The 21168-nt window shown below is 48.7% G+C and carries 18 protein-coding genes; 17 read left to right on the forward strand and 1 reads right to left on the reverse strand.

Annotated features, from left to right (window positions below):
- Positions 1-2011: 2011 nt before the first annotated feature.
- From mraZ to GX089_10555, 13 genes are all read left to right on the forward strand, one after another.
- Positions 2012-2464, forward strand: a complete 453-nt coding sequence (gene mraZ, locus GX089_10495; GenBank protein NLP02914.1) for a division/cell wall cluster transcriptional repressor MraZ — start codon at positions 2012-2014, stop codon at positions 2462-2464.
- Positions 2461-3393 carry a 16S rRNA (cytosine(1402)-N(4))-methyltransferase RsmH gene (gene rsmH, locus GX089_10500; protein NLP02915.1) on the forward strand — a complete coding sequence of 311 codons (933 nt, stop codon included), beginning with the start codon at positions 2461-2463 and terminating at the stop codon, positions 3391-3393. Before mraZ ends, rsmH begins: the two co-directional genes overlap by 4 nt.
- Positions 3390-3788, forward strand: a complete 399-nt coding sequence (locus GX089_10505; GenBank protein NLP02916.1) for a hypothetical protein — start codon at positions 3390-3392, stop codon at positions 3786-3788. The genes rsmH and GX089_10505 overlap by 4 nt, the downstream gene beginning before the upstream one ends.
- The gene (locus GX089_10510; protein NLP02917.1) at positions 3788-5740 is read left to right on the forward strand and encodes a PASTA domain-containing protein; all 1953 of its coding nucleotides are present in this window, start codon (positions 3788-3790) and stop codon (positions 5738-5740) included. Before GX089_10505 ends, GX089_10510 begins: the two co-directional genes overlap by 1 nt.
- A gap of 57 nt (positions 5741-5797) precedes the next feature.
- Complete coding sequence (locus GX089_10515; GenBank protein NLP02918.1) at positions 5798-7270, forward strand: UDP-N-acetylmuramoyl-L-alanyl-D-glutamate--2,6-diaminopimelate ligase; 1473 nt, start codon at positions 5798-5800, stop codon at positions 7268-7270.
- Positions 7267-8658 carry a UDP-N-acetylmuramoyl-tripeptide--D-alanyl-D-alanine ligase gene (locus GX089_10520; GenBank protein ID NLP02919.1) on the forward strand — a complete coding sequence of 464 codons (1392 nt, stop codon included), beginning with the start codon at positions 7267-7269 and terminating at the stop codon, positions 8656-8658. The genes GX089_10515 and GX089_10520 overlap by 4 nt, the downstream gene beginning before the upstream one ends.
- A 2-nt stretch (positions 8659-8660) precedes the next feature.
- The gene (gene murD / locus GX089_10525) at positions 8661-10046 is read left to right on the forward strand and encodes a UDP-N-acetylmuramoyl-L-alanine--D-glutamate ligase (protein ID NLP02920.1); all 1386 of its coding nucleotides are present in this window, start codon (positions 8661-8663) and stop codon (positions 10044-10046) included.
- The gene (locus tag GX089_10530; GenBank protein ID NLP02921.1) at positions 10043-11209 is read left to right on the forward strand and encodes a cell division protein FtsW; all 1167 of its coding nucleotides are present in this window, start codon (positions 10043-10045) and stop codon (positions 11207-11209) included. Before murD ends, GX089_10530 begins: the two co-directional genes overlap by 4 nt.
- Positions 11206-12576 (forward strand): UDP-N-acetylmuramate--L-alanine ligase, encoded by a 1371-nt coding sequence (locus GX089_10535; protein ID NLP02922.1) that lies wholly within the window; start codon positions 11206-11208, stop codon positions 12574-12576. Before GX089_10530 ends, GX089_10535 begins: the two co-directional genes overlap by 4 nt.
- Positions 12569-13432, forward strand: a complete 864-nt coding sequence (locus tag GX089_10540; protein ID NLP02923.1) for an FtsQ-type POTRA domain-containing protein — start codon at positions 12569-12571, stop codon at positions 13430-13432. Before GX089_10535 ends, GX089_10540 begins: the two co-directional genes overlap by 8 nt.
- Before the next feature lie 59 nt (positions 13433-13491).
- The gene (gene ftsA / locus GX089_10545) at positions 13492-14727 is read left to right on the forward strand and encodes a cell division protein FtsA (GenBank protein ID NLP02924.1); all 1236 of its coding nucleotides are present in this window, start codon (positions 13492-13494) and stop codon (positions 14725-14727) included.
- Positions 14728-14774: 47 nt separating this feature from the next.
- Positions 14775-16115: a cell division protein FtsZ gene (gene ftsZ / locus GX089_10550; GenBank protein ID NLP02925.1), complete on the forward strand. Its 1341-nt coding sequence runs from the start codon at positions 14775-14777 to the stop codon at positions 16113-16115.
- Between the two features lie 140 nt (positions 16116-16255).
- A complete protein-coding gene (locus GX089_10555) occupies positions 16256-16447 on the forward strand; it encodes a hypothetical protein (GenBank protein ID NLP02926.1) in 192 nt (63 codons plus the stop codon).
- 1 nt (position 16448) lies between these two features.
- Here the strand turns inward: GX089_10555 and GX089_10560 are convergent, their stop codons facing one another.
- Positions 16449-16796, reverse strand: a complete 348-nt coding sequence (locus GX089_10560; protein ID NLP02927.1) for a histidine triad nucleotide-binding protein — start codon at positions 16794-16796, stop codon at positions 16449-16451.
- 645 nt (positions 16797-17441) lie between these two features.
- Here GX089_10560 and GX089_10565 point away from each other — a divergent pair.
- The 4 genes from GX089_10565 to GX089_10580 all read left to right on the forward strand — a co-directional run bounded on the left by GX089_10565 (position 17442) and on the right by GX089_10580 (position 21159).
- Positions 17442-18332, forward strand: a complete 891-nt coding sequence (locus GX089_10565; GenBank protein ID NLP02928.1) for a sugar transferase — start codon at positions 17442-17444, stop codon at positions 18330-18332.
- Between the two features lie 13 nt (positions 18333-18345).
- On the forward strand, positions 18346-19356 hold the full coding sequence (locus GX089_10570) for a Gfo/Idh/MocA family oxidoreductase (protein ID NLP02929.1): 1011 nt from the start codon (positions 18346-18348) through the stop codon (positions 19354-19356).
- 134 nt (positions 19357-19490) lie between these two features.
- Positions 19491-19970, forward strand: coding sequence for an N-acetyltransferase (locus GX089_10575; GenBank protein NLP02930.1), 480 nt, complete (start codon positions 19491-19493; stop codon positions 19968-19970).
- Positions 19960-21159: a DegT/DnrJ/EryC1/StrS family aminotransferase gene (locus GX089_10580; protein NLP02931.1), complete on the forward strand. Its 1200-nt coding sequence runs from the start codon at positions 19960-19962 to the stop codon at positions 21157-21159. Before GX089_10575 ends, GX089_10580 begins: the two co-directional genes overlap by 11 nt.
- The last annotated feature ends 9 nt before the right edge of the window (positions 21160-21168 follow it).

Raw genomic sequence — 21168 nt, forward strand, 5'->3', positions numbered from 1 at the left:
ATTCTTTATTTACACCAGGTATAACAATAATAGTTTTTTCGCATTAGTTTTGCTCAGCTTAACTATAAATTAAATGTCTGGGCCGGAGGGTGTCAAAGGGGAAAAATTGCTTACTGGGAGAGGGTTTAAGACTTTCTTTAAAAAAGTAAAAATTATCTATGGCGCCATGCCTGTGAAAACAGGCATCCAGATACAGGGTTGTAGAAAAAAGATCTGGCGGTGGAAGTCTACCCACAGGCTTCAGCCCCAATGTAGCTTCTTAGCGAAGGCGGGTCTGTGTTGACGTAGTGCAGTGGACAGCGGGAAACTGTTGCAAGTTGGGTTGGATTAGCTGGCTTCTTAATCTTTACTGGTGGAAGAAGAAACGATAATTGTATAACGGAGTTTGAACTGTGATTTCGTGAGTAATTGCGTGAAAATATTTACAGATTCCTGCTTTTTCAGGAAACATGTGGAACGTTCTGGCTCGTCCCCTCGTCCCCTCGCGAGAGATAAACTAAGGGGGGCAGGGGAAAGAGTACCTAACGTGCCTGAAGGCGCCCTTGAGAACTATTTGAATTCTGAAACGTCAAATCTTGATAAATCCCAGAAAATAAAGTTGTTTTCGTGGTATGCGACAAAACCATCAGGCTCTGTAATCCAGGTTGTGTGTTGAAATTCTTTACTGTAACCCAGATCAAAAACCAGGTATTTGCAAGGCAGAATATCGGTGTCTATGTATAAGAGATAATTTGCATACTGATATTTTTTATTACAATAACAAACATGAAGCCATTTTCCACCCCGGAGATGAATTATGGAATCAGGACCGCCCAAATCCCCATTGTTTGTATTGGATTTTCCTTTCTGGAATGTGGGTTTCTTTTCCTCGCCCGGATGAGTGGTGGAGTGAAGCCTTGATGACCTTCCAAAAGGTCAGTCCCCAATTTTTCCAGGGGTATGATCCAAATAATGGGTAGTGGAGGCAGGGGATCGGCTATAGCATGACCAGGTGGAAATGTTTGGGGTAAAAGTTATTCTGGCCCGTGTAAAATTCACCTCTGAGGAGAAATGGTGACTTAAGCGGTTAAGTCATAAATTCACCCCGGAGGTGAATTTCGGAAAGACGGCTCTGGATAAAAGAATCCTCTCAATCTTTACTGGTGGAAGAAGAAACGATAATTGTATACCGGATTTCTATTTCGTTCTTGTGCAGCAGGATGGAAAAGGGATCGTAACCTTGTGCTGTCGTACCCAAGGTTGTGGAGGAGAGCCGGACACGGTTCCTGCCATTTCCATATGCTCTTAAATGTTGGCTTCTGATTTAATCGGTTAAGTTATAATTTCACCCCGGAGATGAATTAAGGAATCAGGACTGATCAAATCCTCATTTGTCTGTATTGGATTTTTCCTTTCAGGAATGTGGGTTTCTTTCCCTCGTCCGGATGAGTGGGGGAGTGAAGCTTTGGTGGCCTCCCAAAAAAGCAAAAAAGTAGTCCGTCCCCTTTTCCGAAAAAATGGGACAGTGGAAGCAGTGTTCGGTTATGGGGATAATCAGGCGAAATCTGATGCAAAAAGTTTTTCTCGCCAGTGTTTAAAAATTCACCTCTGAGGAGAAATAACGACTTAAGCGGTTAATTTAATAATTCACCCCGGAGATGAATTACGGAAAAACCGCCGGGCAAACCCTCCTCTTACCTATATATATGTATATGCATTTTCTATCGAGGAACCCGGATTAGGAGCTAAGCTTAAGCCCAAAAAAGAGTAAAAAAGTAGTCCGTCCCTTGCCGAACTCTTTCCATTTTTCCTCCCCGAACCCGGAATTATTCCCCCTCCTGGAGATTTGAATGCCTTATACCCTATGATTTCCATAAAAGTAAAAACATAGTCCGTCCCCTGGCAGGACAAAAAAGTAAAAAAGCAGTCCGTCCCTTTTTGCTCAAATTCACAAAAAACCTTGACATTCTCCCCATAATAAAGTATTCTAATGGGTAATTGTAGGTAATAGTGGGTAATTGTGGGGGAAATTATGGGACAGTTCCACGGAAGGTTTGACTACTCCATCGACAATAAGGGGAGAGTCAACATTCCAGCGAAGTTCCGCAAATCGATGAGTCCGCAGGCCAACGAGACTTTTATTATTTGTCGTGCGCCCAATAACTGCCTGCGCGCATACCCCCGTGATCTGTGGGATGTCTACGAGGCAGAGCTTGCCTCCAGACCCGAAACACCCGAAACACTGAGACATAAAAGACTCCTCTACAATACACTATCCGAATCAACACTTGACGCTCAGGGAAGGATCACCCTGAGCCCTGCGCAAATGTCAATAGCTGGAATCACCAAGGATGTCTCTCTTGTGGGTCATGCCAATTACCTGGAGATCTGGGACACTGCCCGCTACGATGAGTACCTGGGTGCCGATGATGATTTCGACACAGTCTTCTTCCAGTCAGTCGAAAGCAGGTTACCGGCAAAATGAACAGAGAATTCTATCACGAACCTGTTCTGAGGGATGAAGTTACGGGGCTGCTTGTAACCAGAAAAGACGGCGTTTATGTGGATTGCACCATGGGCGGCGGAGGACACTTCAGGGCTCTGGCTGAGAAACTGGATTCCAATGCGACTCTTATCGGTATCGACCGCGACATAGATGCCGTAAACTGGAACAAGTCTCATGCTGTAAAGAGTGATGCCGCTCAGATTATCGAACAGGAGCGGTTCTCTCAATTCAACAAGGTGCTTGACAAGCATGACATTGGTGCTGTGGATGGATTCCTGCTCGACCTCGGGCTCTCATCTTTTCAGATCGACAGCACCGAGCGCGGTTTCAGCTATATGCGCGACAGTGAACTTGACATGAGAATGAGTGCCGATGATGAAACCACCGCTGCCTCTCTTCTGGAAAGAATGAGTGAGGAGGAGCTTTCGGATATCCTTTCCCGCTATGGTGAGATAAGAAATCCCTCACGCATGGCCAGGGCTATCAAGTCCTGCCCGGAGCTCAAGACATCAAGCGATCTCCGTGAGTGTCTCAGCAGAGAGTACGGGCATCTCGATGTAAAGATAATCGCCAGGGTGTTTCAATCCCTGCGCATAGCTGTAAATGATGAGCTGGGTGAACTGAGGAGATTTCTGGACAAGGTGGTTGGTTTTCTCAGAGCCGGAGGACGGCTGGCTGTGATAGCATACCATTCGCTTGAGGACCGGATGGTCAAGGAGTTTATGAGAGAGCAGGAGCAGAGTTGCATTTGTCCGCCGGGTTTACCGGTGTGCAAATGTAATAAACCTGTACTGCTTAAGCGGATAACTAAAGGTGCTGTCAAACCCTCCGAGGAGGAGATCAGGAGAAATCCGCGTTCCCGCAGCGCCCGTCTCAGAGTCGCGGAAAGAACGGCGGTCGCATTATGAATAAGCGAAAAGAGGAATCAATGCTCAAACCAATTATCCGTTTCCGTTCCATGCTCCTCTGGGTAGCGATGCTCTCCATTATGATCTCCGGACCGCTTCTGGCAGTCTGGAAACAGGTGTATATCAATAATGCATCGATCCGGATGAGCGCAATGGCTGATTCCCTGGTTGTACTGAAAAAAGAGGAAGCTACATTGCGGCTTATGGTTCAAAGGTACTCCTCTACGGCGAGAATCGAGCAGTTTGCAAGAGAGGCACTGTCTTTAGAGTACCCGGTTTCAAAGCAGATTGTGATTGTAGGTACTCCTGAGAAGTCAAAGAATCTGAAAATTCTCTACAGTCCAAAGGAGCTTCTGGCGTTTCTGAAAAGGACTTTTTACGGGGACAAGGGCTGATGAATCAGTTCAGGCTGCGCTTGTACTTTATCTCTGTACTGCTCTCTCTGGGCGGAGTTCTCATCATTGCACGCCTCTTTTCGATTCAGATTCTCGAAAGTAAAAGATACGCAGAGAGGAGCCGTGACCAGACCCAGCATCGCCATATCCTCACAGCCCAGCGGGGATCTATTCTTGACAGGCGAGGGGCAGCGCTCGCCTCCAGCATTGAACATTCCATCTCGGTCAAGCCTGAAGTGCTGGGAGTGAATGCCTCAGGGCAGCGCCAGGCACGGGTAAAAAGGGTGTATCCCCTGGGGGACATCGCCGGGCCTCTTCTGGGTTATGTAGGCACCGACGGATACGGGCTTGGCGGGGTTGAATTTGCCTTTGATAATTTCCTTCGGGGCGAGGATGGATGGACAATACTGCAGAAGGATGGCAGAAACAAGAAGTACCGCAAAATCGGACTCCCGTCCAAGGAACCACGCAACGGTTACAACCTGATACTGTCAATTGACAGCGATATACAGAAGATAGTCCAGACTGTCCTGCGTCAGACTGTAAGCAACCTGAATGCGAAATCAGGGGTCTGCATTGTCATGGATCCTCACAGCGGCAGAGTCCTGGCGATGGCAAACGAGCCTTCATTCAACCCCAATGTGCCGCTGCACTACTCTCTCGCACAGCGTCAGAACAGATGTATCAGCGCCAACTATGAGCCGGGTTCCACATTCAAACTGATCACCGCTGCCGCCGCTCTTCAGGAAAACATAAAGAAAGAAAGCGACATTATCTTCGGCAATAACGGTGCATTTCAGGTTTACGATCAGGTAATAAGGGATCATGTCCCATACGGTTACCTTACTTTCACAGATGCACTCGCGAAATCGAGCAATGTCTGTTTTGCCAAGATCGCCAATGATGTGGGCAATGAGACTCTTTACAGGTACACCAGAGATTTCGGATTCGGGACAAAGACCGGAATAGACCTTCCCGGTGAGGAGAGCGGCATTGTTCATCCTGTGCGGTCCTGGTCAGGGCGTACCAGGGTCACGATGGCTATCGGGCAGGAGATTATGGTGACTTTTCAGCAGATGGTACTTCCTTTCGCTGCTGTGGCAAATGGTGGAATTCTTGTAACCCCCAGAATTTACGAAAGAATAGAGAGCAGAAACGGGGAGATTATTGACAGCGCGGAATACAGGCCTGTTCGGCGTATTCTCTCCGAGGATGTGGCATCGAGACTCAGAGTAATGCTTAGGAAAGTTGTTGACGAGGGGACAGGAAAGAACGCCGCCATTGAAGGGGTTTCGGTTGCGGGCAAAACAGGAACCGCACAGAAACCGGATTCCGGCACCTATTCCCAGATCCGTTCATGGTCTTCGTTTATCGGGTTTGTTCCTGCGGAAAACCCGGTTCTTCTCTGCGGTGTGATGATCGATGAGCCGGCCAGAGGAGAGATGGGCGGAGTGGCTGCAGCGCCTGCATTCCGCAAGATGATGTCTCAGATCATAAGTCATCCTGAGCTTGAGTTTGCACAGAAGATTCTCAGGAAAAACAAGGCTGAGCCGGAGCAGAAGAAGCAGGACAAAAAGGAAACAGTCGTTCCTTTTCTCTGCGGGCTTGACAGGAAGAGAGCTGAACAGTTGGCTGATTCAGCGGGGATACGCTGCAGGTTAAGCGGCAATGGCTCCAAGGTCACCTACCAGATCCCGTCACCAGGAACAGTGCTCAGGAGCGGATCTGAGGTGGTTCTCTATTTTGATCTTCCTGAGAGCAGGCCGGGTGTTAAGGTTGAGGTGCCATCATGCGTGGGTAAAGACCTGCGTGATGCGATTAACATGGTGAATCTTCGCGGGCTCAAGCCGTTTGCTGTAGGTGCTGGAACGGTTCGCAGGCAGAATCCTGCTCAAGGCCTGCATGTCAAATCGGCGGAGGTTTGTACGCTGTTTTGTTCGTTTGAGGGTTAATGTGATGAATAAGATAGATGCCGCTACGAAATTAAGAGAGCTGAATGGATTTTACTGATGCGGTTAAATGAATTACTCAAGAGATCTGCACTGCAGGTGATTGACAGATCGGGAGAGGCCGATCCGGAGATCCTGGATATCTGTTATGATTCCAGGAAAGCCGGACCCGCATCGCTTTTTGTTTCCATTCCCGGTACCCGTCTTGACGGTGATTTGTTTATCGCCGATGCGCTCTCCAGGGGTGCTGCCGCTGTGATTTCTGAGAAGCTCCATCCGGGTCTGGCTGTGCCATGTATAAAGAGTGTCAATTTAAGATCATCACTTGGTAAACTTGGAGCGGCTCTGTGGGAAGTGGACTTTTCCGGGATGATCTGTGTTGGGATCACCGGTACAAACGGAAAGACAACAACAGCTCATCTTTACGAACAGCTCCTCTGCCAGAGGATTCCATCAGAACAGATCTGGATGTTCGGCACAGTGGATTTTCATCTTGGGGGAAAACGGATCCCTGCCAGCCATACGACACCAGAAGCACTCGATATTCTCAGATGGATCGGGGAATCGGAGCGCAGGCCATCCGGGCTTGTTATGGAGGTTTCATCGCACTCTCTTTCCCTAGACAGGATCGGAGGGCTTCTTTACAATACCGCGGTCTGGACCAATCTCACACAGGATCACCTCGATTTTCATCATGACATGGAATCCTATTATCAGTCAAAAAAGCGCCTTTTTACAGACTATATGGTTTCCGGAGCACCGGCTGTAATCAATATCGATGATGCCTGGGGTGCGCGTCTGGCGGAAGAACTGACAGGTGCCAATTGCGTGACTTACGGCCGTAATGAAAAAGCACGGGTCAGAATCGTTTCCTGGGACTGTGACTGGAGCGGCTGCAGGGTGGAAATCGAGGAGAACGGCAGCAGAGTCACATTCAGTTCTGCTCTGAAGGGCTTTTTCAACATTTACAACATGGCATCGATGATTGCCGGGGCACGCGCGATGGGTTTTACTGATGAGCAGATCCAAAGTGCGTTTGACAATGTGAAGACAGTACCCGGAAGAATGGACAGGGTAGATGCTGATGTTCCTTTTTCGGTAGTAATCGACTATGCGCATACTCCCGATGCTCTGGAGAATGTTCTTAAAGCAGCCCGTCCTCTCACTAAGGGGAGACTGATATGTGTTTTTGGATGTGGTGGAGACAGGGACAGGACAAAGCGTCCGATTATGGGCAGGATAGTATCGGAAAACAGTGATGAGGCAATAGTGACATCGGATAATCCCCGCACGGAGAAACCTCAGGCGATAATAGATCAGATCCTCGATGGTATACCTCTGGATTTTCCACACATGGTCTGCACAGAAAGACGCTCTGCCATAAAGCAGGCACTCTCTATTGCCAGGGAGGGTGATTGTGTGATTATTGCGGGAAAAGGACATGAGAACTATCAGGAAATTAACGGCGTAAAGCACCATTTTGACGACAGAGAAGTTGTAATGGAGCTGCTTGCGCATGGAGATAAAAATTGAGCGGACACGATAAGAACAGTACAACACTAACGCTGGGCTTACTCATAGAGTGGTGCGGCGGGAAATCTCAAATCGGGGAGCGTCAGAGAAAGATGCCTGCCGGGATGGTATGTAATGATTCCCGCAAGATCGGACCCGGCGATGTGTTTGTGGCTATAAAGACAGAGAATGATGACGGGCACAGGTATGTGGAGGCAGCGTTCAAGGCCGGTGCCTCTGCGGCCATAGTTGACAGAAAGGCAGAGCTTTCACTCAGCGCCGCGCAGAAAAAGAAGCTTATTCTTGTTTCCGATCCGGTCAAGGCGGTTCAGAAGGCCGCTTCACGTTACAGGAAAGAGATGGGGATACTTTTCATAGGTATCACAGGCTCGAGTGGTAAGACCACAACCCGCACCTTTATCTCATCGGTGCTTCGTCAGGGGATGAGTGTCGGGGAGACATTTGGAAACTGGAACAATCATATCGGCGTGCCGATGAGTATCCTGAAGTTTTGTGGAAACGAGTGGGCCGGGGTTATCGAGATGGGTGCCAACCATGTGGGAGAGATTCACGAGTTATCACTTATCACAAAACCGGATATCGCCGTTATTACAAACATCGGATACGGACATGTTGGGCTGTTTGGTTCGATTGAGAACACATGTAAAGCGAAATTCGAGATAGCTGACGGATTGAGCCGTGGAGGTTTTCTGCTCTTAAACGGCGATGATCCCCGTCTGGTAAAGGGAGTACGGGAGAGAGGGCTTGCGGCGGAGTTTTACGGATTGTCATCCCGCTGTTCAGTACGTCCTGAAAACCTGAAGGTGACTCCTGACGGGTTGAGTTTTGATGTTGACGGGAGCCGCTACAGTCTTCAGATGCCCGGCCGTCACTTTGTATATGCCGCTCTTCCCGCGATTTTTCTGGGACGCCGCTGCGGGATACCGGAAAAAATGATAATAAGTGCGCTTGCGGATCAGAGACCGGTATCGATGCGGGGTGGGATAGAGAAGAAAAAAGGAGTGTCATTCATAGTTGACTGTTACAACGCCAATCCGTCATCGATGAGCAGCGGGCTGGCATACCTGGCTGATGTATCCAGACCGGGCAGCAGGGTTGCCATTGTCGGGGATATGCTCGAGCTCGGGAAATACTCTGTTAAGCTTCACAGGGAGCTTGGCAGACAGATAGTGAAAGCTGGTGTGAAAAAGCTGATTGCAGTGGGACAGTTCAGCCGTGAGGTAGGCAGGGCGGCAGAGAAGGAAGGGTTACCGTCGGGGAAGATATTTACAGTTGAAAATGCCGGGTCAGCGGTGGATATTGCCAGAAGAGTTCTCTGTAAAGGGGACACAGTTCTTCTGAAAGGATCCCGCGGAATTTATCTGGAAACCATTTTCGAGAAGTTTTAGATATGAGATTTGATTTCAGAAACAGTTATCCTGAGAAGGTTTCTATAATAGGGGCAGCCAGAAGCGGTCTGGCTGCTGCGGCTTTTTTCTCTCAGAAGGGCACGAAGGTTTTTATCAGTGACACATGTGAAGAGAATAAACTGGAGTTGATTCTGACTGACCAGTTACACGATAAAGTCGAATACGAAGCGGGCGGACACACAGAGAGGATTCTTGACAGCCAGCTTATCGTGCTTTCGCCGGGAGTCCGTTCAGACCTGCCGATTCTTTTAAAGGCAAAAGAGATGGGAATTCCGGTCTGGTCTGAGATGGAACTGGGATTTCAGGCAAGTGCCGCGACATTTCTTGCGGTGACCGGTTCTACAGGGAAAAGCACCACAGTGTCTCTTCTTGGTGCCGCACTTAAAGCTGCGGGACTGCCTTCGGTTGTGGCCGGCAATATAGGGATTCCTGTGATAAGTGAAGTGCCACAGCTTCCGGAGAATGCTTTTGTCGCTGCTGAGGTGTCAAGTTTTCAGCTTGAGAATATCGAGGGATTCAGGCCGCTTGGTGCTGCAGTGCTCAATCTGATGAAGAATCATCTGGACCGGTACAGCAGCAAAGAGGATTATTACAATGCCAAGAAAGAGATCGCCAGAAATTTCACTAAGGAAAATTACCTTGTATTAAACGCCAATGATCCTCTTTTGAGGGAATGGGCAGCATCGATGCAGGAGAGGACAAATGTGGTCTATTTCGGAGGGGATGTTCCGGGATGTGACTGCTTCTATTATGAAAACGGTACGATCCGTTTCAGGCTCCGCGGTGAGAGCGGTGTAATTCCTGACGTTGATAAAATGCGCATAAAGGGAAAGCACAATTATGAGAACGCCTGTGCTGCCGCTGCCCTGGCTGTTGCTGCAGGAGTTGACAAAGATGTCATAAGTCAGGGATTCTGCGATTTTGAGGGTTTGCCGCACAGGCTGGAGTATGTGGCGGAACTCGATGGAGTGAAGTTTTATAATGATTCCAAATCTACTACAGCAGAGTCGGTGGCTGTAGCGGTTTCAGCTTTTCCGGGCGGAGTTCATCTTATTGCCGGTGGCAGGGACAAGGGATGCGATTTCGCCGTTGTCAATGAATATATCAGAAAGCATGTAAGTGATATCTGTCTGATTGGTGAGGCGGCTGACAGGATGCAGGGTATCTGGGATGGGCTTGCTCCGATAAACAGAGCCGGGACACTGCATGAGGCGATACTGAAATCTATCAGATGTGCTGCAAGCGGTGATGTGGTTGTATTTTCGCCGGGTTGTTCGAGTTTTGACATGTTTATCAGTTATGAAGAGCGCGGGAATGTTTTCAAGCAACTGGTACGGGAACTGGTCAGTGAGAGGGCGATATCATGAGCAACAGAATGGCAAAGATGGATATCGGTCTCTTTACGGCGCTTCTTATCATGCTGGGATTCGGGATAATCTTTGTTTACAGCTCATCATTTGCCCTGGCACAGTACCGTTTCGGTGGATCTGACTTCTTCCTCTCCCGTCAGACGATCAGGGCTGTTGTCGCGATAATCAGTTTCATGGTTTTCATAAATGTCGATTATCATCTGTGGGGACGTCTGAGCAACCTTATTTACGTGATCGCGGTCGGGATGCTTGTCTTTGTGCTTTTCCTTCCTGACAGCCATGCTGTAAACGGGGCAAAAAGATGGATCTCCCTGGGACCGGTGAGTTTTCAGGTTTCCGATGTTGCAAGGATGGCTATTATACTGCTTCTGGCAAGGAGCTGTGAGAAGGCGGGTGCAGAGATCAGGGAGTGGTCAGTACTTCTGACGAACCTGCTGAAAATCGGCCTTGTGTGTATCTTGATTCTGCTTGAGCCTAATTTTTCCACCTGTATGATACTTGCACTTACAGGTCTGGCGATTCTCTTTCTTTCAGGCGCAAAGTTTTTACATCTGGCCTCACTGTTTCTGGCTGTGGTTCCGGTGGCTGCTTTTCTGGTGCTTAAGACACCTTATAGGCGTGCGCGTCTTACCGGATTTCTTCAGATGTCGGATAATACCTCAAGTCTTGGTTATCAGACTTACCAGTCGCTTATCGGACTTGGAAACGGCGGCATTTTCGGGGTTGGCATTGGTAAAGGTGAGCAGAAATTCTTCTACCTTCCTGAGCCTCATACCGACTTTGCCATTTCGATAATGGGTGAGGAGATAGGGTTTCTGGGGCTGATGATCATAATGGCTTTGTTTGCGTTCATTGTGTACAGGGGTATGAGAATAGCGCTCCGTGCTCCGGACAGGATGGGCCAGTTGATGGCTTTCGGGTTCTCTTTTGTAATTGCGTCCTATGTGATTGTTCATGCCTGTGTGGGAACCGGATTGATTCCTACAACAGGGGTTCCTCTTCCGTTTTTAAGTTACGGGGGAATGAGTCTGATTTTCATGATGAGCAGCATGGGTATTCTTTTAAATATTTCGAGTCAGTCGCGGTTTGACACAATGCAGCCAAGGTTCAGGCCTGTCTTGCCGGTGTCAAACAATACGGATGTAAAAAGGAAAGCATGAAGGATTTTTCCAGAAAAATTCATCTGGTCGGAATCGGAGGGGCAGGGATGTGTCCACTTGCCGAGGTATTGCTTTCCCGCGGACATCAATTGACTGGAAGCGACAGGCAGAAATCCTCCGCGACAGAGCGCCTTCAGTCCCTGGGGATCGCGGTGCAGTACGATCATTCACCAAAGTATCTGAAAGAAGCCGAACTGCTGGTTTATTCAAGCGCGATAAGAGAAGACAATCCTGAGAGAGTGTATGCCGCGGAACATGGTATACCATCCATGCGCCGTGCAGAGGTCCTTGGACAACTGATGAGAGCCCATTACACGATTTGTATTGCGGGTACGCATGGAAAGACAACAACGACCTCTCTGACTGGTGCGGTGTTTCAGGATGCAGGGATTGATCCTGTGGTGTTAGTGGGTGGTGTTATCCGTGGCGCGGAATCACACGCGGTAACTGGTACCGGAAATATCATGGTGGCTGAAGCGGATGAATATGACAGATCATTTCTGGCCATGTATCCCTCTGTTGCTGTGATCACAAACATCGATGCGGATCATCTGGACTGTTATGGAAGTCTGGAAAATATCAAGGATGCTTTTGTGAGTTTTGCAGCAAGGGTGCCGTTTTTCGGAGCCGTTGTGGCTTGTAAAGATGATCCGGGAGTAAGGGATATTCTTCCGAGAATAAGCGGTAATGTTATCACATACGGGATAGAGAGTGAAAGTGATTACACTGCAGAAAATATCACTTTTACATCCGGAAAGCCCTCATTTACTGTGTATAAAAGAGGCACTGAACTGGGTGAGATCAAACTTAATATTCCGGGCATGCACAATGTGCTCAATTCGCTGGCTGTTATCGCGGTGGCTGACCGTACCGGAATCTCTTTTGAAGTAATACAGAAGAGTCTTGCAAAGTGTCAGGGTGCCCGGAGGAGGTTTGAAATAGCCGGTGAGGTAAACGGGATAACCGTTATCGATGATTACGCGCATCATCCCGGAGAGATCAGGGCAACGATAGACGCGGCGAGAAGATGCGGATACAAGAGAATAGTGGCGGTTTTCCAGCCTCATCTTTACTCCCGGACAAGAGAGCTTATGGATGGTTTTGTGGAGAGTCTCTCTGAGGCGGACAGTGTTTACGTTACAGGAATTTACAAGGCAAGAGAGGAAGCGGTTCCCGGAGTTTCGTCAGGGCTTATAGTCGAGAAACTGAAGAGCGGAAATCACAGATCTGCTGTATATGTACAGGAATCCGGAGATCTTGTCGGGATTTTACAGAAAGATCTCAGAGCTGGAGACGCTGTGATATTGATGGGTGCTGGTGATATCTGGCAGAGCGCTGTGAAACTGGTAGAGGCGTTAAATGGCTAAGAGAGTAGGAGCGAACAACCGTAAAAGGGCTGTTACCAGGAGAGCGGAGATTCGCAAAGGGCTGCGGAAGTCAATCGTGCGTATCGGCTCGGCTCTCTTTATCTGTACTGCGGTGGGAGGGCTGCTGTATGCAGGGACGATCGGGTTTTCAGAGCTCAGGAACCGGATTGAGAAGTCGGATCTGTTAAATGTAAAGGAAATATCGGTAAAGGGGAGTCTCAGGACAGAGGAACAGAAGATAATCGCCCGTTGCGGATTGAGGCCTGGGATGAAGCTTTATTCCATAAAGAAAGATGTGGTGAAATCGGCAGTCAGTGCTGATCCGTGGGTTAAAAGTGTGAAGCTGAAAAGAAAGCTTAACGGCAGGGTGATAATAGCGATTGCAGAGCGTGAACCAGTTGCGCTGGTAAATTTCGGCACGATTATGCAGGTTGATGATGAGGGTGTGCTTCTGCCTCTGCCCAATGGATCTGTGTCTTTGCTTCCTCTTGTTTCCGGACTGCGGGACACGGTGGATGAGGCCGGCAGGAGAGTTATTGACAAGAAGGGAACAGAAAGGCTCAATGATTTTCTCAGGGAAGCGGGGGAGGTTGATGGCGGGCTTTTTTCCAGGTTTTCTCAGCTTGACCTGTCGCATGACTGCATGGTGCGTCTGGTGCTCAAGGGGGTTCCATCGGTGATCGATATTGGGACAGAAGATGTAGTTGAACGCTTAAATCAACTGCTTGAGATCGAGAAAATCCTCAGCTCGGAAAAGTTTCTTCCTGCCAGAATAAATCTGTGTTATCAGAATCTTGCTTATGTGACGCAGAGAAGTGAGGTGGAAGAGGAGATTGTGCGGTCAGTGGCTGATTAGGTGTAAAGAGGGACAGGAAAAGAAAAAGAGTGTTTGAAATATCGTTGATGGAGGTTTAAATGGAAGAGAATGTAATTGTCGGGCTGGATATAGGTACTACAAAAATCGCCTGTATAATCTCTGAAGTCGATTCAAACGGAGAGTTGAAGATTATCGGAGTAGGAGTACATCCCTCCGATGGTCTGCGGAAGGGTGTTGTTGTCAATATCGACAAGACTGTCCGTTCGATACAGAAGGCGGTTGAAGAAGCGGAGTTGATGGCCGGTGTTGATGTGGACTCTGTGTGGGTGGGTATAGCGGGAGATCATATCAGGGCTATAAACAGCAGAGGTGTTGTGGCGATTTCCCGTGATGACAACGAGATAACGGAGCTCGATGTACTGAGGGCGAAGGACGCCGCAAAGGCTGTTTCCATTCCCATGGACAGGGAGATTCTGCATGTTATTCCTCAGGAGTATGTTGTTGACGAGCAGAAGGGGATAAAGGATCCCATAGGGATGTGCGGTGTGAGACTTGAGACCCAGGTGCATATCATCACCGGAGCCGTGACATCTGCACAGAATATCTACAAGAGTGTTGACAAAGCAGGTCTGAAGGTGATCGACCTTGTGCTGGAGCCGCTTGCGTCCTGTTATTCGGTGCTGGAGAAAGATGAGAAGGAGCTTGGGGTAGCGCTGGTTGACATGGGTGGGGGCACTACGGATATAGCCATATATTTCGACGAGAGTATCCGTCATACCGCAGTGGTAGGTCTGGGCGGGAAAAACGTGACAAGTGATATAGCGATCGGTATCCGCACCCCTATCGAGAGGGCAGAGGAGATAAAGAAACAGTATGGATGTGCTTATTCATCGCTGGTAAAAGGAAACGAGTATATAAGTGTTCCGGGTGTTGGCGGAAGGGAGCAGCGAGAAGTTTCCAAGGCAGTGCTTGCTTCGATAATAGAGCCGCGTCTGGAGGAGATTCTCTCCCTTACTTTCCGTGAGATAAAGCGTACCGAGTATGCGGATATGCTTGGAGCGGGCATAGTACTTACCGGGGGAGCATCGATGATGGAGGGGATACAGGAGCTGGCTGAGAAGGTGTTTATGATGCCGGTAAAGCTGGGTGTTCCATCAGGATTCGGCGGGCTTACAGAAGCTGCCAAGTCTCCGATTCATGCCACGGGTGTGGGGCTTTGTATGTACGGTCTTGAGCAGATGAAGAACAGGAAGGGTAAGAAGAGTCTTGGAGGCGAGGATAATTTCAAGAAGATTTTTGACAAGATGAAATCATGGGTAAAGGAATTTTTCTGAGAACATAATATGCACCAATTATTAACAATAAACCTCAGGAGGGGCTTATGGTTTTCACGTTAGACGAGACGTTTGATACCGTAGCGAAGATGAAAGTTATCGGCGTGGGGGGAGGCGGAGGAAATGCAGTAAACCGCATGATTTCCGCGGGTCTCACCGGTGTTGAGTTTATCGCTGTCAATACTGACGCGATGGCACTTGACAACAACAAGGCAGCTCACCGGATTCAGATCGGAGAGAAGGTGACAAAGGGTCTTGGAGCAGGCGCCAATCCGGAAGTGGGCCGTCTTGCAATGGAAGAGGACAGAGACAAGATCGCTTCTGTTCTTGACGGAGCGGATATGGTTTTTATCACCGGTGGAATGGGCGGCGGTACCGGAACCGGAGGAGCGCCTGTTGTGGCGGAGATCGCTCAGGAGATGGGAATTCTTACGGTCGCCGTCGTTACACGTCCTTTCCTTTTTGAAGGCAAGGTGCGTGACCGGAATGCACGGAAGGGGATCGATGATCTGCGGAATGCGGTTGACACAATCATAGTGATACCGAACCAGAAACTGCTCTCTATTGTTGATAGAAGCACTTCCCTGATCGATGCTTTCAAGACAGCCGACGATGTTCTCTATCAGGCGACCAAGGGTATTTCTGACCTGATTTCTGTTCATGGTCTGGTCAATCTCGATTTCGCCGATGTGAAGACGATCATGAAGGGTATGGGCGACGCTCTCATGGGAACAGGGTATGCAGAAGGAGAAAACAGGGCGGTTATGGCTGCGGACAGTGCTATTCACAGCCCGCTTCTGGACGATATCTCGATTACCGGCGCACGTGGAATACTGATCAATATTACAGGTGGAGAGGATATGACACTCTACGATGTAAGCGATGCTACTCAGACGGTCTACGATGCAGTTGGTGAGGATTCCGAAACGAATATTATCTTCGGTGCGGTTACAGATGCGAGCATGAACGGTAAGATCAGAGTTACTGTTATTGCTACCGGTTTCAATGAAGAAACTTTGGAGAAGAGGGATGCTGCTCCCAGGATGGCTTTAAAGCTTCCGGGTCAGAAAAGGGATGCGGAAAAAAGTGTAGAGCAGATGTCAATTTCTCTTTCCATGCCTGCCAAAGCAGAGGTTCAGGAGAAGGCCGAGGCGCCGGCTGCAGCAGTTGAGCAGCCAAAGAGTGCAAATGAGCAGAACACGGAAGTATCTGTTACTGAAGATGCTGCATCGCATCAGCCTTCCAACGGCAATTCGATCGAATTTCCTCCGTTTCTCAAGAAGGAAGCTATCCGTAAAGAGCGGGTTTATGTTTCCAAGGGGAGTGTAATAACCCAGTATGAGGACGATATGGATGTTCCGACATTTTTGCGCAAGCAGATGCAGTGATTTATTCCTGATTTCCGCAGGACACGCTCTTATCCTGCGGAAATCAAAACCCAAAAGCCTGTTCATCACTGTATCTGCAAGGGTGAGCAGGCGGTCAGATCAATGAGTCTGGGATATAACTAATCGTTAAAGGAAGAGTTATGGATGAATTGAAACTCCGTCTGATAAACAGGGCATCAAAGCGGCACAGAAAGATTTTTCCCTGTTCCCACAAGGAGCATCTGACGGATTGCTTTACAATGCAGGATAACCTTCTGTTTTTCTGGTATAATACTGAAGACCAGAGCACACATGTTTTAATAGACGAGGTTGACCCGGCACTGGTCTGCTAGCTTATCCAGGTGGCCACCCCATGGCTCTGCCGCTTAGAATGTGAACATGGATGTGGTCCACGCTTTGACCCGCTTTCTCTCCGGAATTGATTACCAGTCTGTAGTTCTTTTCCACCAATCCCTCTTTTTTCACAAATTCGGAAATGGAGCTGAAGAGTTTTTCCAGAATATCTGTTTTTCCCTCGGGTATGTCGTGTATGCCGGGGTAGTGTTCTTTGGGGATGCCCAGGTAATGGTGGGGTGCCTGGGGGCTTATATCTTTTATTATCACCATGGAATCGTTCTCAAAGACTTTCTGAGCAGGGATCTCATTTCGGATTATCTTGCAGAAGAGGCAGTTTTTCTCCATAAAGGATACTCCTTTGAGTGTGACATGGATTTAACTGAGACTTGATATAGTAAGATAAATGTTTAGAATGGTGGATTTCCACAATTTAATGATGAACGGCAGACAGGTACAGGATCTGGTCAGGACTGGGTTCCTGTTTTCACAGGAACGATGGAACAATCGAAGTTTCTGTGGACGGCCAGGTCACTGGGTTTCTGTTTCACAGGAATAGCAGAGGGGTGAAAGTGTTTCCTGCGAAGATTATCTGTGTTTTGAAGGGAAGTTTAATGGCTTTACATTCGCTGCTTACTGAGGGGTAGCGGAAGCGAGCGCGTATATAGATTCTGCCTTGTTCTGAAGGCATAAATTCTTAAAAGAAATTATTTGGCCTTCCTTTTGCTCACCTAATAAATCAGAGAAACGCCTGTAAGATCCCCCAATGTAAAGGGAGGAAGTATGCAAGTAGGTGGCGGGAGACCCTTTTCAGGGAATCTTGTCAATCCTGGTCTCTATGGTTTTTTGCCTGAGGAGAGGTTTCGTGAGATGCTCACTATGGAGCGCAAGAGGACCGAGAGGTCGGGAGCCCCGTTTGTGCTGGCTCTTATTGATATCAGCGATCTTCTCAGGGATAAGAATTTCTCCGGGGTGATAGCTATACAGAAGATAATGCAGGTGCTGGGGGAGAGGGTACGGGAGACGGATATCCGGGGATGGTATGAGAGGGAGCGGGTTTTAGGGGTTATCTTTACCGGGCTTGCAGGGCAGGGTCAGGATGTGATTTCTGCGAAAATCAGAAAACAGATAGAGGAGGTTCTGGGCGGATGGGTGAGGGGGCAGGTGGAGATCTCTGTTTACAGTTTTCCGATAAGTAACAGTGTTTCATCCGGAGAGATTCTCCTTACCTTCTATCCTGAGACGGACAAATCGAGGGTAAAGAAGTTTCCTCTTTTTGCAAAGCGTGTTCTCGATATAGTGGGGGCCACCCTGGGGATACTTCTTTTCTCTCCTTTTTTTATTCTTATCCCTGTTCTTATAAAGTTTAGCTCACCGGGGCCGGTATTTTTTCGTCAGCAAAGAGTCGGGCAGGGCGGAAAGCTCTTTACGTTTCTTAAGTTCCGCTCCATGCACATAAACAGTGATGAGTCGCTTCACAGGGAGTATGTATCGCGTCTTATAAGGGGGGAGATAAAGGAGGAGAAGGTTTATAAGATAAGTCAGGATCCCAGGGTGACATCACTGGGGAGATTTCTGCGCAAGACGAGCCTGGATGAGATTCCGCAGTTTCTAAATGTGCTTAAAGGGGATATGTCTCTTGTGGGACCCCGTCCTCCTATCCCCTACGAGACTGCCCAGTACAGTCTCTGGCATATCCGGCGTCTTATGGAATGTAAACCTGGAATAACCGGTATCTGGCAGGTAGAGGGGAGAAGCAGCACCACCTTCGATGGCATGGTGCGGATGGATCTTCAGTACAGCAGAAACCGTTCGATTCTTACAGATCTTAAGTTGATTTTAAAAACCCCGTTGGCCTTGATAAGCGCCAGGGGGGCCTATTGAAAAGGAGCAAGTGATGTTTGGCATAGGAGTTATCGGTTACGGGTACTGGGGACCCAATATAGTAAGGAATTTCAGTGCCCTGGAGGGGGTAAGGGTAGTTGGTGTCAGTGACAGGAACTCAGAGGTGATCTCCAGGCTCTCATCCGCAAACCCATCCCTGCGTGTAAGCACCGACCCCACGGAGCTTATAAAGGCATCGGATATCGATGCTGTGGCAATAGTGACTCCGGTCTCTACCCACTATGAGCTTGCCAGCATGGCACTGGAGAATGGAAAGCATGTCTTTGTGGAGAAGCCCTTTACTGCCACATCGCAGCAGGCCATAAGTCTTATCGAGCTGGCTGAGAGGAAAAATCTCAAGATCATGGTTGACCATACGTTTCTCTTTACCGGCGCGGTACGGAAGATAAAGCAGCTTATAGAGGAGCGGGAGCTGGGAAAGATATTCTACTACGATTCCATAAGGGTCAACCTGGGGCTTTTCCAGCACGATGTCAATGTGGTGTGGGACCTTGCTCCTCATGACTTCTCCATCATGTCTTACCTTATAAGCGAATCCCCCGCGGCGCTTTCCGCCTGGGGACAGTCGCATGTAAATACTCTGGAGGATATAGCCTATATAACAGTGCATTTCAACACCAATATCGTGGCACACTTCTCTGTAAACTGGCTCTCTCCTGTGAAAGTGAGGACAACTCTTATCGGTGGGGAGAAGAAGATGCTTGTGTGGAATGATCTAAATGCTGATGAGAAGCTTAAGGTTTACGACAAGGGAGTAGAGGCCAGTAACAGGCAGGGGATCTACGACATACTGGTAAGTTACAGGGCCGGGGACATGTGGGCTCCAAAGGTTGAGGGAACCGAGGCTTTAAAGCTTGAGTGCAGGCATTTTATCGACTGCATAGAGAATGACAGGGCTCCGATAAGTGACGGCAGAAGCGGACTTGCGGTGGTCAAGATGCTGGAGGCGTGTGACCTTTCATTGAGAAATCAGGGTCGCCCGATAGAGATCACTTCAGAGTGAAATTCTGTGTGATTGTCTATCATATCCGTGCGGTAAAAATGGGGTAATACAGGTTCAGGAAAAATAATAACCATAAAATCTTAATCCATACTTGAAATCAGGTAATTCTTCAATCATGAAAATCGAGGTCGAAGATGAGCTTTCAGCAGATTTCCTCTGATGTAAAGTTAGGCGAGAATGTCAGGCTCGCCCCCTACGTTAATCTTTACGGATGCAGTATAGGTGATAACTCCAGGCTGGGGGCCTTTGTGGAGATACAGAAAGGTGCATTTGTGGGGAAAAACTGCAAGATCTCCAGCCATTCGTTTCTCTGTGAGGGTGTGGTGATAGAGGATGATGTCTTTATCGGCCACTCGGTGACTTTCATTAACGACCTCTATCCCAGGGCTACAAACTCTGACGGCAAGCCTCAGAGCGAGGAGGACTGGCAGGTGATTCCCACACTGGTAAAAAGAGGTGCCTCGATAGGCTCCGGTTCCACCATTCTCTGCGGGGTAACTGTTGGTGAGGGGGCGATAGTGGGGGCAGGGAGCACTGTGACCAAAGATGTTGCTCCCGGAACGATAGTTGCAGGAAATCCAGCAAAACTTCTAAGGAGGATCGATGAGCGCTGAAAGAGTTCCCTTTTTAGATCTCAATTCCCAGCATCGGGAAATGGAACAGGATTTTGTGGCTGCTTTCCGTGAAATTCTACACTCCGGAAAATTTATCAGCGGTCCGTCAGTGGAGGAATTTGAACGTGCATTTGCCTCTTTCTGCGGGACACGGTTTGCGGTGGGAGTTGGCAGCGGTACCGATGCCCTGAGGTTTGCGCTGATGGCTGCGGGTGTCAAGGCAGGGGATCTGGTGATAACTGTCCCCAATACTTTTATCGCCACCACAGAGGCGATCACCCAGGCTGGTGCCACGCCGGTATTTGTGGATGTGGATCCTCAGACAAGCAATATCTCTGTCTCACTACTGAGGGAATACCTGGAGAAGAACTGTTTCAGGGATGATCTCACTGGTGAAACAATCCATACATCGAGCGGCAAACCTCTTAGAGCCATAATCCCGGTTCATCTGTATGGTCAGACAGCGGACATGGATTCTGTTAATCAGATAGCGAATGAATTTGGACTTACGGTAATAGAGGATGCTTGTCAGGCACACGGGGCGCAGTATTACTCCAACAGCCTTGGGGGCAAGTGGATAAAGGCCGGGGCGCTGGCAAAGGCTGCGGCATTCAGTTTTTATCCCGGGAAAAACCTGGGTGCTTTTGGTGAGGGTGGCGCGGTTACCACCGATGATCCCGAGATAGCATCGACTGTACGCATGCTGCGCGATCACGGGCAGGCGAAGAAATATTTCCACGAGATGGAAGGCTATAACGGGAGACTGGACAGTATTCAGGCATCGGTATTAAGTGTCAAGCTCAAGAGGCTGGAAGAATGGAACCAGAAGAGGCAGGCTGTAGCATCCCGCTATAACCGCATGCTCTCTGAGATCTCATCTCTTATTGTTCCTTTTGAGCCATCATGGGCCCGTTCCGTTTATCATCTATATGTTATAAGGACTCCTCAGAGGGACATGCTTCAGGGCTTTCTCTCCGAGAAGGGGATCGACACCGGGCTTCACTACCCCGTACCTCTTCATCAGCAGAAAGCTTATCGCAGCCTGGGTTACCGTTCGGGAAGTTTTCCGGTAAGTGAGCAGCTCTCAAAGGAGATTCTCTCTCTTCCCATGTTTCCCTCTCTATCATCCGTACAGCAGGAAAAAGTAATCGAGACTATAGCTGAATTTTACTCCAGATACATACACTGAGTCAGGAAT

This window comes from Fibrobacter sp. (assembly GCA_012523595.1).
In the GTDB taxonomy this organism is placed as follows: domain Bacteria; phylum Fibrobacterota; class Chitinivibrionia; order Chitinivibrionales; family Chitinispirillaceae; genus JAAYIG01.

Excerpts from the sequence above, each read along its gene's own strand:
- mraZ (NLP02914.1), top strand. The coding sequence starts at position 2,012 with ATGGGACAGTTCCACGGAAGGTTTGACTACTCCATCGACAATAAGGGG.
- rsmH (NLP02915.1), top strand. The coding sequence starts at position 2,461 with ATGAACAGAGAATTCTATCACGAACCTGTTCTGAGGGATGAAGTTACG.
- GX089_10505 (NLP02916.1), top strand. The coding sequence starts at position 3,390 with ATGAATAAGCGAAAAGAGGAATCAATGCTCAAACCAATTATCCGTTTC.
- GX089_10510 (NLP02917.1), top strand. The coding sequence starts at position 3,788 with ATGAATCAGTTCAGGCTGCGCTTGTACTTTATCTCTGTACTGCTCTCT.
- GX089_10515 (NLP02918.1), top strand. The coding sequence starts at position 5,798 with ATGCGGTTAAATGAATTACTCAAGAGATCTGCACTGCAGGTGATTGAC.
- murD (NLP02920.1), top strand. The coding sequence starts at position 8,661 with ATGAGATTTGATTTCAGAAACAGTTATCCTGAGAAGGTTTCTATAATA.
- GX089_10530 (NLP02921.1), top strand. The coding sequence starts at position 10,043 with ATGAGCAACAGAATGGCAAAGATGGATATCGGTCTCTTTACGGCGCTT.
- GX089_10535 (NLP02922.1), top strand. The coding sequence starts at position 11,206 with ATGAAGGATTTTTCCAGAAAAATTCATCTGGTCGGAATCGGAGGGGCA.
- GX089_10540 (NLP02923.1), top strand. The coding sequence starts at position 12,569 with ATGGCTAAGAGAGTAGGAGCGAACAACCGTAAAAGGGCTGTTACCAGG.
- ftsA (NLP02924.1), top strand. The coding sequence starts at position 13,492 with ATGGAAGAGAATGTAATTGTCGGGCTGGATATAGGTACTACAAAAATC.
- ftsZ (NLP02925.1), top strand. The coding sequence starts at position 14,775 with ATGGTTTTCACGTTAGACGAGACGTTTGATACCGTAGCGAAGATGAAA.
- GX089_10555 (NLP02926.1), top strand. The coding sequence starts at position 16,256 with ATGGATGAATTGAAACTCCGTCTGATAAACAGGGCATCAAAGCGGCAC.
- GX089_10560 (NLP02927.1), bottom strand. The coding sequence starts at position 16,796 with ATGGAGAAAAACTGCCTCTTCTGCAAGATAATCCGAAATGAGATCCCT.
- GX089_10565 (NLP02928.1), top strand. The coding sequence starts at position 17,442 with ATGCAGGTGCTGGGGGAGAGGGTACGGGAGACGGATATCCGGGGATGG.
- GX089_10570 (NLP02929.1), top strand. The coding sequence starts at position 18,346 with ATGTTTGGCATAGGAGTTATCGGTTACGGGTACTGGGGACCCAATATA.
- GX089_10575 (NLP02930.1), top strand. The coding sequence starts at position 19,491 with ATGAGCTTTCAGCAGATTTCCTCTGATGTAAAGTTAGGCGAGAATGTC.
- GX089_10580 (NLP02931.1), top strand. The coding sequence starts at position 19,960 with ATGAGCGCTGAAAGAGTTCCCTTTTTAGATCTCAATTCCCAGCATCGG.